The organism is Nonomuraea sp. NPDC049480 (genome assembly GCF_044465905.1).
GTDB lineage: Bacteria > Actinomycetota > Actinomycetes > Streptosporangiales > Streptosporangiaceae > Nonomuraea.
The window spans coordinates 23,637-36,482 of record NZ_JBITMD010000005.1 but is presented as its reverse complement, the minus strand read 5'-3'; the positions used below and the strand labels follow the sequence as shown (position 1 = coordinate 36,482).

The following is a 12,846-nucleotide window of genomic DNA, read 5'->3' as shown; positions in this document are numbered from 1 at the left end:
TGGGCCGTCCAGGAGATGTGATGAAAGCGACCACCAAGGAGGTAAGCATGCATATGACCGTCGCGAACGTGATGACAGAGAAAGTCGTCTCCGTCACCGCCGCCACCCCGTTCAAAGACATCGCCGAAGCGCTCATCACCGGCGGCATCAGCGCCGTCCCGGTCACCGACGACGACAACCACGTGATCGGCATGATCTCCGAGGCCGACCTGCTGCGCAAGGAGGAGTTCCGGGAGGAGTTCTACCGCGAGGGCTACCGGCCGCCGCTGCGCGCCCGGCTGCGCCGCCCCAAGGGCCGTCAGAAGGCTGACGGCGACACCGCCGCCCAGCTGATGACCAGCCCCGCGATCACCATCCACCCCGCGGCGACTGCCGTCGCGGCCGCCCGCCTGATGGACGCCCACGGCGTCAAGCGGCTCGCGGTGGTCGACTACAACGGCCGCCTGCAGGGCATTGTCAGCCGCCGTGACCTGGTCAAGCTGTTCCTGCGCGGTGACCAGGAGATCGCCGTCGAGATCCGCGACGACATCCTCGGCCGCACCCTGTGGGTCGACACCGACGGGGTCACCGTCACGGTGGAAGGCGGAGTGGTCACGCTGACCGGCTGGATGGACCGCCGCACCGAGACCGGCGTCGCCGCCCGCATGGCCGCCCGGGTCAACGGCGTCGTCGACGTCGTCAACAAGCTGACCTGGAAGCAGGACGACTCCAAGTGGGAGGTCGGCTAGCCGTGCTCGTGCGCGAGGTCATGAGCAGCCCGGTCATCACGGTCCGCCGTACCGATCCGGTGCGGCGGGCCATCCGGATCCTGTACAGCCATGACATCACCGCCGCTCCCGTCGTGGATGACAGCGACCGCCTCGTCGGCGTGGTCAGCGAGCTGGATCTGCTGCGCGGCGAGTTCGAGCCCGACCCCCGCGCCACCGTGCTCCCCCTCGCCACCGTTGGCGAGCCGCCGCGCCGCGTGATGGAGGTCATGACCGGCGACGTGGTCACCGTCGCCGAGACCACCGACGTCACCACCGCCATCGACCTCATGGTGGGCAGACGGATCAAGAGTCTGCCTGTGCTGCGCGGCAAGGAGATCGTCGGTATGGTGAGCCGCCGCGACCTCATGGCCATGCTCGCCCGCTCCGACGAGGACCTGCGCGACGCCGTTGTAGCTGCGCTGTGCGAGCAGTATCCCTCCGGCCCGGGCTGGGACGTCGCCGTGCACAACGGCGTGGCCGAGCTGTCCGGGCCACCCCACGAGCACGCCGACCACATCGCCGGCCTGCTCGCCCGCACCGTGCCCGGCGTCATCCGGGTCAAGCACCTCAGGAGATCACCATGAGAACCATAGTTCAGGACGTGATGACCACCGACGTGGCCGCAGTCAACCAGAACGCCTCCTTTCACACCGTGGCCGAGCTGCTCATCAACCGAGGCGTCAGCGGCGTGCCCGTGCTCGACGACGACAACCGCGTCCTGGGCGTGGTGTCCGAGGCCGACCTGCTCGCCAAACAGGAATTCAAGGAGCGCTACTACGGCGACGGCTACACCCCGCCGCTGCGTGCCCGCATCCGCCACACCGTCGGCAGTGAGGGCAGCGGCTTCTACAAGGCGCTCGGCGAGACCGCCGGCGCGCTGATGACCTCGCCGGCCCACACCACCAATCCCGACGTCGCCGTCGTGCTGGCGGCGCGGCAGATGGACAAGCACGGCGTCAAGCGCCTGCCCGTGGTCGACGCCGAAGGCAGGCTCGTCGGCATCGTCAGCCGCCGCGACCTGATCAAGGTCTTCCTCCGCGCCGACATCGACATCGAGCACCAGGTGCGAGAAGCCCTCCAAGCCGTCCCCGGCGAGGTCACCGACCTCGGCGTCACCGTGGCCGACGCCGTCGTCACCCTGACCGGGAAGTTCGACAAGCACAGCCACGCCATCGCCGCAGTCCGTATGACCGAGCGCATCGACAGCGTGGTCGCCGCCCACGACGAGCTCACGTGGAAGCACGACGACATCGTCAAACTCCCTGTCGCCTGGGGCGGGGCCTGATCTGATGGGGTATCCGTTACTCCCCCGACCTGGCCACTACCGGGTCGGGGTCGGCGTCAAGGCGTCAAGCAGCCGCCAACGCGTCTCTTCCGCCTAGTCCGAAAATCAGTGAGTAAGCAGGCAGGCGGCAGCGAACCCTGGCATACAGTGACGTGCCCGGGCCGATGATTAGCTCAAGCTGGTCAGGCGGCTGGTTCCAGGCTGACCCGGTAGCCGAGGGCTTCGAGCTCGCGGATGTGCTTGCGTTTGCGACGTTCGGTGCTAATGCGTTTGTCGTAGAAGTCCGAGCCCAGGTCGACGAAGTGGGCGTCGGGTGTGGACAGCAGGTGCCAGACGATGGTCAAGATGGAGCGCCCCACGGCGACGATGGCGCGTTTGGTACCTCGCCGACGGGCGATGCGCCGGTAGCGCTCGCCCAGGAAGGTGTCGGTGCGGCCGACTACCACGGCCGCTTCGCCGAGTACGCGGGCCAGATAGGGGTTGCCGTGCCCGGTGGTGCCGCGGCCCTTCTTCTTGCCCGCCGATTCCTTCACCCCGGGAGCGAAGCGAGCCCAGGAGGCCAGGTGGCCGGCGGTGGGGAAGCGGCTCATGTCCAGCCCGATCTCGGCCAGGATCATCGCGGCGGCGGTGCGACCCACGCCGGGGATCTCATCCAGCCGCTCCACCGCCTGGGCGAAAGGGGCGACGTGCTCCTCGATCCTGGCATCCACCTCGGCGATGTCCCGGTTGAGCTGATCGACGTGGGCCAGCATCTTGGCCAGCAGGAAAGCGTGGTGGTCGGTGAAGTGGCCGGTGAATGCCTCCTCAAGCGCGTCGATCTTCTTGCGCAGGCTGGAGCGGGCCATCTGAGCCAGGGTCCGCGGGTTGCGCTCCCCGGCGATCAGCGCCGCCATCATCGCCCGCCCGGAGACGCCGAAGATGTCGCTGGCCACCACCGACAGTTTGATCTGCGCGTCTTCCAGCAGTTTCTCAGCGCGCTGCTTCTCGGCGGTGCGCGAGACGACCAAGTCGACCCGGTAGCGTGTCAGATCACGCAGGCGGCGGATCTCGGCCGGCGGCACGAAACTGGGACGCAGCATCTGCCGCTCGGCCACCTTGCACAGCCATGCGGCGTCGATCCGATCGGTCTTGGCGCGCCCGGGCAGGTGCTTGACATCGCGCGCGTTGACCAGCCAGGTCTCGAATCCGGCGGCTTCCAGCAGGTAGAAGACCGGCTTCCAGTAGTCGCTGGTCGCCTCCATGACCACCCGGGTCACCCCGAGCGCCCGCAGGTGATCGGCCATGCCCAGCAGCGAGCGGGTCATCGTGGCGTAGGAGGTGATCTCCTGCACGCGGCGGCCGGAACGCCGCTCGTCGGGTGCTCGCACGCAGCACACCAGGCTGGCCTTGCCGATATCGAGGGCGGCGATCCGCTCGATGATCTCTTCATGGTCCCTGACCTCTTCCAGCATTCCGCCCTCCCTACTCCGCGCTCCACCTCGGTGAACCCCGCACGGTGCCCGCAAGAGCCGCATGGGGACGGAGCGAATCTAGTCCGCGTGCTCGAGGCAACAGTGAAGGGCCCATGGCGCGGCTCCCGGCGTCCGACTAAAGACCCCATGCCACTTCGTGGCGCCCGCGGATAGGTGAAACTTGGGGTGCGTCGCCCGCTGACGTCGTACTCGCTTGGACCTGCGAGGCTGTTCTAAAGACTGACGCTGGAGCCTGCCCGGTAGGTACCCCGGATTGCCGCTACGAGCGCGTGTCACAGCATCTCGATGTTGTCGCGGGCTCCGCGGACGACGCACCTCATCCATCCTCGGGGGCAGAGCATGGAGGCGCAATGGAGGTCGTCCACCCGGCGGTGGCCGGGATCGACGTGCACAAGAAGATCTTATGGGTGGCCATCCGGTTGCCCGGCGAGCACCAGCCGTTCGTCCGGAGCTACCGCACGTTCTGGAGAGCGCTGCAGAAAATGGCCGCCGAACTGGTCGAGCTCGGCGTCACCGACGTGGCGATGGAATCGACCGGCGTGTACTGGTGGCCCGTCTACCACGCGCTGGCCCAGACGGGCCGGATCGAGGTGTGCGTGGCCAACGCCGAGCACCTCAAGAGCGTCCCGGGTCGCAAAACCGACATCCGTGACTGCCAGTGGATCGCTGAACTGCACCAATTCGGCCTGCTGCGCCCGAGCTTCATCCCCGCCCAGAACGTGGCAGCGCTACGGCACCGCACCCGCTATCGCAAGAAGCTCATCGAGGCCCGCATGAGTGAGGGACAGCGGCTGGCCAAGGTGCTGGAGGACGCAGGGATCAAAATCGACTCGGTCGCCTCCAAACTGCTGTGCATTTCCGGCCGGGACATGATCGAAGCGCTGATCGCCGGAGAACGCGACCCGCACCTGCTGGCAGGTCTGGCCCGCGGCGTCCTTCGGCACAAGCACGAGGACCTGGTGGCGGCCTGCGACGGGCGCTTCACCGCCACCCACGCCGCCATGTGCCGACTCCATCTGGACGCCTACGACCACACCACCGGCAAGATCGCCGAACTCGATGGCCTGGTCGCCGAAGCCGCCACCGTCTTCGAGCCGGTCATCACCCGGCTGATGACCATCGTCGGGATCGGACGGCGCACCGCCGAGGTGATCGTCGCCGAGACCGGCGCGGACATGTCCCGCTTCCCCACCCCCGAGCAACTGGCCGCCTGGGCCGGGCTGGCCCCCGGGAACCGGGAATCAGCGGGCAAGCGCCGGCGGGCCACCACTCGTAAGGGCAACAAGCACCTCAAGGCCGCCATGGTCGAAGCCGCCTGGGGCGCCTCCCGCACCCGATCCAGAATCGGAGCCCGGCTGCGCCGCCTGGTACGCCGTTTCGGCAAGCAGCACGCCAAGAAGGCCGCGGTCGCCACCGCTCACACGCTGCTGCGCGTCTGCTGGGTGGTCATGGCCCGAGGCGAGGATTACCGCGAAGACGGTGGCGACTTCTACGACCGGCGCGAAGCCCGCCAGGCCCACTACCTGGCCGCCCGCTACCAAAAGACCCTCGAACGTCTCGGCTACCAGGTCACCCTAATCGCGCCCAGCCCCGGCCCGGCAGATCAACCCGACCCCGACCAACCACAGGAACCGGCGGCCTGAAATCCGGCAGGTCAGTGGCCGGTCACACCATCACGACCGCGCCACCGATCCCGTCTGCCCATCCACTGTTCGCTGCCGCGCGATGGCCGGGACCCAAGTTTCGTCACAGCACGACCTCAAACGGGCCAAGGAGACACGACGTCGGCGGGCAACCACCCCGATTTTCAGCCCGGAACGGGCATCCCCGCAGGGATATCAGAGCCTAAAGCCGCTAAAGCCGCTAAAGCCGCTCCCCCACCGGCGATCACCACGCAGCCGTCGTCCAGCAACGATCTGACGAGATGACCGCCGCCGGCCGGCAGGCCTGGGTCCTCACCAGATGATCTCGGACAGCGGACGGCGCATCGAGCCCTTCTCGTCGAAGGTGACGCCCAACCGCATGATCATCTGCGGGTATTCGCCCGAGCAGAGCTCCTGCCTCATGAACTCGCGCAGCAACTCCATCTCGAGGGCCTGTGTGTGGAAGGCGGCGCTGACGCCGTACGCCGAGGCGTGTAGGAGCACATGTTGCAGCGCCTGCCCGGCGTCGATCCAGTCCTGGCGGCTGTCGCCCCGCGTGGTGAGCAGCGCCGCGACCCCGGTAGCCGTCGAGGCTCCCTGGTTCGTCTGGCTGCCCCAGTCATGTCCCCAGGCGTAATCGCGCTGCGGAAAGTGCGGCTCGGTACGCGCTGCCTCGCGGGGATAGCCCTCCGCGGGCACCCCATCGCTGCGACCGCTGCCCGGTGGCCTGGCCCAGCGGATCACCTCCAGGCTGAAGCGCTGGTCCTGCGCCTGCACGCCCTGCGCGGCCTGAGTGAGCGCGGCGATCACGTTGACCGCTGCGTCCGAGCGAACGGGCGTCAGCTTGGCGCCCTCGTCCGCGGCCGCGCTGACCAGCCTGTCGATGAGCTTGTCCGGCACCGGCACGTCGGCGAAGCCCGCCCGGTGTGTGCGGCGGCGCTCGATCTCGCCGCTCAGAGCCTTGATGGATTCGTCGGCCTGCGTCTCGGCACCCGGCTGGAGCGTCGCGAGCAACGACGGGCGGTCCGGATCCGGCAGGACGCGCACGACAGGCTCGAACCCCTCACAGCTCATGACCGTACGCATGGTGTACAGGGCCGCGCCGCAGCTGATCAGCAGCTCCCGCCCCGAGGCATCCTCGACGCGTAGTTTCCTGTCCGTGTCGGCCCGCAGGCTGATCTCGTTCTCCGATATCGAGAAGGTCCAGGGCTGCGTGTTGTGAACGGAAGGCGCCCAGCGCGCGGCATCCACCGCAGCGTCCAGCGCGTGCTTGACCGAACGGATGGCCATGGCACTCACCTCCATGGGTCTCACTCTCAGTCCATCACGCGGAGGCCTCCACTGTCAGGGGCGAAGGTCCTTCGCCCCAGGGACGTAGGGCCCCTCTGATAGCGAACATGGGCATTCTCTTGGGCGGCCCCGTTATCGACTCGAATGGGGCGGCAACCATGCGATCAGCGCCCCGCCTGCCTACGCCATCCGCGAGTGACTTCGCGTACAGGCTAAACGGCCTGCTCCGATGACGCTTTCCGCAAGACGCCGCCCACCGCTGCCCGCCCCCACGACGGGCTGATCGTGCCGTCCCCCAACACCAGTTCGCGGGTACGTCAGGCAGCCGGAACCGGGAATGACGCAGCAAGGCTCTCTCCCCACTGCCTGGCCCGCTCCAACTCACCCTCGACCAGCGGCCCTTGCGTGCCGGAGACGTAGAAGCTCTGTGCCGGCGCCACCGCCCGGATGCCCAGGCGGCGCAGCCGCTTGGCAACGGCACGGGCGGCCGAGCCCGGCATACGCGGCTTGACGATGCGGGTGTCGAACGCGGCCGAGCCGAGCCCGGCCGAGGAGGTGCGGAGCGTCGCCAGCCATTCCCGCACGCCGTCCCCACGGGAGACCAGTGGTCTTTCAGCTTGCTCGGCAGCGGATTTCCGGGTGGAGGCCCGGCTCATGGAGAAGGCGTGCGTGGGCCCTCCGACCACGAGCAGTCGCACCTCCTCCCCCACGGCGGAGGGTGCGGAGCCGACCTCCACCACTTCGGCCGGCATCCGGGCGGCCAGCCCTTCGGCCACTGCCTCGGCGATCTCCTTGGTGTTGCCGTACATGGATTCGTAGACGACCAGCGCATGCATCGCATGCCTCCTCTCGGGGGCTCGGGTGCAGGGCGGGATATCCCACCTGGCCGCACCCGCGACCGAACTCTCGGCCAAGTCGGACTGCCACCTCCACCATCGCGAAGAGTGCTCGCCAGGACCCGAGGCCAAAGTCCCGGTTCAGGTCGTCGTTGGTCCTGAATTCACCCAGCCGGGGGCACGAAGTCGAAAGGCATCGATCTTCGGGGACCTTCGTCCCTCCTGCTGATGTCCTTGGACCGATGTGACGGCGCACCCCTTCAACAAGAGTGAAAGCGAACATTCGAGGCGAAGGGGAAACGATGAAAGCCACGACGTCCGAACTCGGGGCATGGCGGGGCTTCCACGGTGCGGCCTGGCGGTCGACCGTGGACGTGCGTGCCTTCATCCAGGACAACTACACGCCGTACGAGGGTGATGAGAACTTCCTGGCAGGGTCGACGGAGCGGACGCGGGCCGTGTGGGCGGCAGTGTCGGCGCTGTTCCCCAAGGAGCGTGAGCGCGGGATCCACGATGTCGACACTTCGACGCCCTCGTCGATCATCGCGCACGCGCCCGGCTACATCGACCGTGACCGTGAGCTGATCGTGGGGCTGCAGACCGACGCGCCGCTGAAGCGGGCCATCATGCCCGCCGGTGGGCTGCGCATGGTGGAGAACGGCCTGGCCGCCTACGGCTACAAGCTCGACCCGGCGGTGAAGGAGATCTTCACCAAGTACCGTAAGACCCATAACGACGGCGTCTTCGACGCCTACACCCCCGAGATCCTGGCCGCCCGCCGCTCCGGCATCATCACCGGCCTGCCCGACGCCTACGGCCGCGGCCGGATCATCGGCGACTACCGCCGCGTGCCCCTCTACGGCGTGGACCGGCTGGTCGAGGCCAAGCGCGCCGAGTTGCGCTCCCTGGATGACGAGCCTGCCATCGACGCGGTGATCCGCGATCGGGAAGAACTGGCCGAACAGATCCGCGCGCTGGAGGAGCTCAAGCGCATGGCGGCCTCGTACGGCTACGACATCTCCCGTCCGGCTGCCACCGCCCGCGAGGCCATCCAGTGGCTGTACTTCGCCTACCTGGCCGCCATCAAGGAGCAGAACGGCGCCGCCATGTCGCTGGGCCGCACTTCCACCTTCATCGACATCTACCTGGAGCGGGACCTCGCCGAGGGCCGAATCACCGAGGAGCAGGCGCAAGAGCTCATCGACGACTTCGTCATCAAGCTGCGCATCGTCCGCTTCCTGCGCACCCCCGAATACGACCAGCTGTTCTCCGGCGACCCCACCTGGGTGACCGAGTCGATCGGCGGCATCGGCGCCGACGGCCGCCCCCTGGTCACCCGGACGAGCTTCCGCTACCTGCAGACGCTGCGCAACCTCGGCCCCGCGCCCGAGCCGAACCTGACCGTGTTCTGGTCGCCGCGGCTGCCCGAGCCGTTCAAGCGGTTCTGCGCCGCCCTGTCGATCGAGACCAGTGCCCTGCAGTACGAGAGCGACGAGCTGATGCGGCCCCGCTTCGGCGAAGACACCGCGATCGCCTGCTGCGTGTCGGCCGCCCCGGTCGGGAAGCAGATGCAGTTCTTCGGCGCCCGCGTCAACCTCGCCAAGACCCTCCTGTACGCGATCAACGGCGGCCGCGACGAGATCACCGGCGCCCAGGTCGGCCCAGAACACCCGCCCCTGACCGGCGAGTACCTGGACTATGAAGAGGTCGGCAAGGCGCTGGACCGGATGATGGACTGGCTCGCCGCCACCTACGTCAACGCGCTCAACATCATCCACTACATGCACGACAAGTACGCCTACGAACGCATCGAGATGGCCCTGCACGACTATCCGGTAAAGCGCACCCTGGCCTGCGGCATCGCCGGCCTGTCCGTGGTCGCCGACAGCCTGTCGGCCATCAGGCACGCCCGCGTCAAGGTCCTCCGCGACGCCACCGGCCTCGCCGTCGACTACCAGGTCGAAGGCGACTACCCGGCCTACGGTAACAACGACGACCGCGCCGACGCCATCGCCGTCGACCTCGTCCGCTCCTTCATGGACAAGATCCGCCGCCACCCCGCCTACCGCGACGCCGAGCACACCCAGTCGGTGCTCACCATCACCTCCAACGTCGTCTACGGCAAGCACACCGGCAATACCCCCGACGGCCGCCGCGCCGGCGAACCCTTCGCTCCCGGCGCCAACCCGATGAACGGCCGCGACCGCCACGGCGTGATCGCCTCCGCCTTGTCCGTCGCCAAACTCCCCTACGACCAGGCCCTCGACGGCATCTCCCTGACCAACACCGTCACCCCCGAAGGCCTCGGCCGCACGCCTCAGGAGCGGGTGGGCAACTTGGTGGGGGTGCTCGACGGCTACTTCGACGCCGGCGGCTTCCACATGAACGTCAACGTGCTCACCCGCGCCGTTCTCCTGGACGCCATGGAACACCCCGACCGCTACCCGCAGCTGACCATCCGCGTCTCGGGCTATGCGGTCAACTTCGTCCGCCTAACCCCCGACCAGCAGCGCGACGTCATCAACCGCACCTTCCACGGCTCCCTGTGAGCGGCCGGCCATGAACGGCGTCATCAGCTCCTGGGACCTGTCGATCGGGGTGGACGGCCCCGGCACCAGGTTCGTCGTGTTCACCTGCGGCTGCCCGCTGCGCTGCCTCTACTGCCAGAACCCGGAGACCTGGCGGATGCGCGACGGCCGCCAGGTCAGCACCGACGAGGTGATGGCCGAGATCGGCAAGTACCGGCGCTTCATCTCCATCGCCGGTGGCGGCGTGACGATCAGCGGCGGCGAACCGCTGCTCCAGTCCCGCTTCACCGCCGAACTGCTGCACCGGTGCCACGACAGCGGCCTGCACACCGCTCTGGACACCTCAGGCCTGCTCGGCATCCGCGCCACCGACGCCATGCTGGCCGACACCGACCTGGTACTGCTCGACATCAAATCCTACGACCCGGCCACCTACCGGCAGGTCACGGGCGGACCCGTAGAACCGACGCTGCGCTTCGCCCGCCAGCTCGCCCGGCTCGGCAGGCCCACCTGGGTGCGGTTCGTCCTGGTCCCTGGACTCACGGACGCCATTGAGAACGTGGACGGGCTGGCCCGCTTCGTCGCGGACCTCGGCAACGTCGAACGGGTCGACGTACTACCGTTCCACCGTATGGCCACCGGCAAGTACCAGCGGCTCGGCCTACGCTTCCCGCTGGCCGACGTGACGCCGCCGGACGACGCGCTGCTGGATCGTGTCCGCGCCCAGTTCCGCGACCAAGGGCTCAACGCCGTCTAGCTTGATTTTTAGTCACGGCGCTCAGTGCAGTCACGCTACCCAGCGCGGCTGACGAGCGGCTGTGCTCGCGGTGGATGCCGCTCTGGATCAGGACGGGAAGCGCGACCTCAGAGGCACCGGCCCGGATCGTACGTGCCCAGGTCAGCAGGTCGATGTTAGTTTCCATGGCCACGTCGCGAGTGGCCAGGGATGTGCACGACGTCGTCCTCGGACAGTGTCTTGACCATGAGCGAAAGGCCGTTGCAGTCGCTCACGTACGGCAGGATTTCCCGCGCCATCTCGATCCCCCACTCGGCCTGGCCATCGCTGATCTCCTCCAGGTTGCTGACCAGCGCCAGCTCCGCCACCGAGGGCGATTGGCAGCTGTCACGGGACTTTCGTCCCTAACCCGGCCGGCAGGGACGCTGGCAGGCTGACGATATGAAACTCGACTCGGCCGGTCTGCAGGTGCTCTCCCACGAGGAGTGCATGCGCCTGCTGCCCTCACGCCCGATCGGGCGGATCGTCTTCACCGACCGCGCCCTACCGGCCGTGCAACCGGTCAACTTCTGCATGGACGGGCAGGACATCGTCATCCGCACGGCGGCCGGTTCCAAGCTGGCGGCCGCCACCCGCCGTGCGGTCGTGGCCTTCGAGGTCGACGACTTCGACCCAAAGGAACGTAACGGCTGGTCGGTCACCGTCGTAGGGTATGCACGTGTCGCCGACGACCCTGCAGAGATCGCCCGGCTGGAAGGATTGCAGCTGACGCCGTGGACAGGCGGCCGCGACCACTTCATCGTCATCGCCACAGTGGAGGCCACCGGTCGGCGCATCCAGCAGCCCACCTGATCATCCAGATCAAGCAAGCAGCCCTCCAGACGTTGGACGGCCTTCAGGGTGGCACATGAGGCACCCGCTCACCGTAAGGCTGCCAAGCCTGGAGAATTCGGTCCTACGCCTCAATGCGAATTGGTCGTCACGGGTTGGGACTTTAGTCCCTGGCGTGAGCTGGGCGCGTCCCTCATGCTGGAACGACATCGGCCGACGGGCTCAAGGGAGCGCGGCTCATGAGCACGTATTCGAGGATTGTGCATGGATCGGCACGCTACGCTGCGTGAGCGCCGTGACCGGCTGCATCGCCATTGGGCGGGGTGGGTCGCGGGCGACCGGGCGAGCAAGCAGGCCAGCCTGCGCGAGGAGATCGTCGCGTCGTGGCGGCGGTCGATCCGATGGATTTCCCCTGAACGTGGCTGCGCGCCCGTGGATGCCGCCGCCGACGACCGGTGGGCCCGTTCAGTGCTCCGCGAGCCCGTGCAAGCGGTCTCGGATGGGTTGCGCACGATCGCCGAGGATGGTGGATTCGTTGCCGCGGTCACCGACGAGTCGGGCACCATCTTGTGGACATGCGGGGGACGGGTCATGCGCCGCCGCGCCGAGACGGTGAACTTCGCGCCCGGCGGCCGATGGGACGAGCTGGCGATGGGCACCAACGCGCTGTCGCTGGCGCTGCGGCACGGGCTGCCGGCCACCGTATTCTCGGCCGAGCATCTGGTGGAGGCCCTGCACGGCTGGGTCTGCTACTCAGCTCCGATCAAGGCACCGGACGGGCGGGTGCTGGGCGTCCTGGACCTGTCCAGCACCTGGGATCGGTCCCACCCCTTGGCCATGCCCGCGCTGACTAATCTGGTCACCGGCATCGAGCAGCGGCTCGCCGAAAGTCTGACCCCTGGCCGGCCGGGCCTGTACCTGCGCTGCCTGGGGGACGCGGAGCTGCTGCGAGACGTCGCCCCGGTACGGCTGCGGCCCCGCCAGTTGGAGATCCTCACTCTGCTGACGCTCGATGGGCACGCGATGTCCCCCGAGCGGCTGCGCGATGCGCTCTACGGCGAGCGGCGCGTCACGGCGGCCACGCTGAAGGCGGAGGTGTCTCACCTCAGGAGCGCGCTGCGCGGGGCGCTGTCGATGCGGCGGTACGAACTCACTGAGCCGATCGCGTGCGATGCGGCCGAGGTGCTCTCCCTGCTGGCGGCCGGCCGGGGCGAGCAGGCCGTCGCCGCCTACAGCGGCCCCTTACTGCCGTCGTCGGATGCGCCTGGCATCCGGATGTGGCGCGAGCACCTCGAGGTGGCCGTACGCGAGGTCGTGCTCCGGTCCGGGCGGCCGGAGCCGTTGCTCGCCTACGGCGCGTTGCACCCCTACGACCTGGAGGTCCACGAGCGAGCCCTGGCCCTGCTGCCCGCCGGCGATGCACGCCGCGGAGTAGCGTTGGCGCGCCGCCGAAGTGCCCTGGGCGACTGAGCGGCG

12 protein-coding genes are annotated in these 12,846 nt (G+C 68.2%); 8 read left to right on the top strand and 4 right to left on the bottom strand.

Features of this window, described 5'->3' with window-relative positions; genetic code table 11:
- The first annotated feature begins 47 nt into the window (after positions 1–47).
- Genes ACIBX3_RS16125 through ACIBX3_RS16115 form a run of 3 tightly spaced genes read left to right on the top strand, consistent with a single transcriptional unit; the run spans position 48 to position 2,034 of the window.
- Positions 48–728 carry a CBS domain-containing protein gene (locus tag ACIBX3_RS16125; protein WP_397117470.1) on the top strand — a complete coding sequence of 227 codons (681 nt, stop codon included), beginning with the start codon at positions 48–50 and terminating at the stop codon, positions 726–728.
- Positions 713–1,333, top strand: coding sequence for a CBS domain-containing protein (locus ACIBX3_RS16120; protein ID WP_397117468.1), 621 nt, complete (start codon positions 713–715; stop codon positions 1,331–1,333). Before ACIBX3_RS16125 ends, ACIBX3_RS16120 begins: the two co-directional genes overlap by 16 nt.
- Positions 1,330–2,034, top strand: a complete 705-nt coding sequence (locus tag ACIBX3_RS16115) for a CBS domain-containing protein (protein ID WP_397117466.1) — start codon at positions 1,330–1,332, stop codon at positions 2,032–2,034. The genes ACIBX3_RS16120 and ACIBX3_RS16115 overlap by 4 nt, the downstream gene beginning before the upstream one ends.
- Before the next feature lie 182 nt (positions 2,035–2,216).
- Here the strand turns inward: ACIBX3_RS16115 and ACIBX3_RS16110 are convergent, their stop codons facing one another.
- The gene (locus tag ACIBX3_RS16110; protein WP_397117464.1) at positions 2,217–3,485 is read right to left on the bottom strand and encodes an IS110 family transposase; all 1,269 of its coding nucleotides are present in this window, start codon (positions 3,483–3,485) and stop codon (positions 2,217–2,219) included.
- 371 nt (positions 3,486–3,856) lie between these two features.
- On the opposite strand from ACIBX3_RS16110, the gene ACIBX3_RS16105 reads away from it, so the two are divergent.
- Complete coding sequence (locus ACIBX3_RS16105) at positions 3,857–5,149, top strand: IS110 family transposase (RefSeq protein WP_397117462.1); 1,293 nt, start codon at positions 3,857–3,859, stop codon at positions 5,147–5,149.
- Between the two features lie 312 nt (positions 5,150–5,461).
- Here the strand turns inward: ACIBX3_RS16105 and ACIBX3_RS16100 are convergent, their stop codons facing one another.
- Together ACIBX3_RS16100 and ACIBX3_RS16095 are read right to left on the bottom strand one after the other, a co-directional pair.
- Positions 5,462–6,439 (bottom strand): Acg family FMN-binding oxidoreductase, encoded by a 978-nt coding sequence (locus ACIBX3_RS16100; protein WP_397117460.1) that lies wholly within the window; start codon positions 6,437–6,439, stop codon positions 5,462–5,464.
- Between the two features lie 317 nt (positions 6,440–6,756).
- On the bottom strand, positions 6,757–7,275 hold the full coding sequence (locus ACIBX3_RS16095; RefSeq protein ID WP_397117458.1) for a flavodoxin family protein: 519 nt from the start codon (positions 7,273–7,275) through the stop codon (positions 6,757–6,759).
- Between the two features lie 302 nt (positions 7,276–7,577).
- Between ACIBX3_RS16095 and pflB the strand changes: the two genes are divergently transcribed.
- Together pflB and pflA are read left to right on the top strand one after the other, a co-directional pair.
- Positions 7,578–9,824 carry a formate C-acetyltransferase gene (gene pflB / locus ACIBX3_RS16090; RefSeq protein WP_397117456.1) on the top strand — a complete coding sequence of 749 codons (2,247 nt, stop codon included), beginning with the start codon at positions 7,578–7,580 and terminating at the stop codon, positions 9,822–9,824.
- 10 nt (positions 9,825–9,834) lie between these two features.
- Positions 9,835–10,560 (top strand): pyruvate formate-lyase-activating protein, encoded by a 726-nt coding sequence (pflA, locus tag ACIBX3_RS16085; protein WP_397117454.1) that lies wholly within the window; start codon positions 9,835–9,837, stop codon positions 10,558–10,560.
- A gap of 155 nt (positions 10,561–10,715) precedes the next feature.
- Here pflA and ACIBX3_RS16080 read toward each other — a convergent pair whose 3' ends face one another.
- A complete protein-coding gene (locus ACIBX3_RS16080) occupies positions 10,716–10,907 on the bottom strand; it encodes a hypothetical protein (protein WP_397117452.1) in 192 nt (63 codons plus the stop codon).
- A 73-nt stretch (positions 10,908–10,980) separates the two neighbouring features.
- Here ACIBX3_RS16080 and ACIBX3_RS16075 point away from each other — a divergent pair, with 73 nt between their 5' ends.
- Positions 10,981–11,391 carry a pyridoxamine 5'-phosphate oxidase family protein gene (locus ACIBX3_RS16075; protein ID WP_397117450.1) on the top strand — a complete coding sequence of 137 codons (411 nt, stop codon included), beginning with the start codon at positions 10,981–10,983 and terminating at the stop codon, positions 11,389–11,391.
- A 243-nt stretch (positions 11,392–11,634) separates the two neighbouring features.
- Positions 11,635–12,840, top strand: a complete 1,206-nt coding sequence (locus ACIBX3_RS16070) for a transcriptional regulator (RefSeq protein WP_397117448.1) — start codon at positions 11,635–11,637, stop codon at positions 12,838–12,840.
- Positions 12,841–12,846 lie beyond the last annotated feature (6 nt).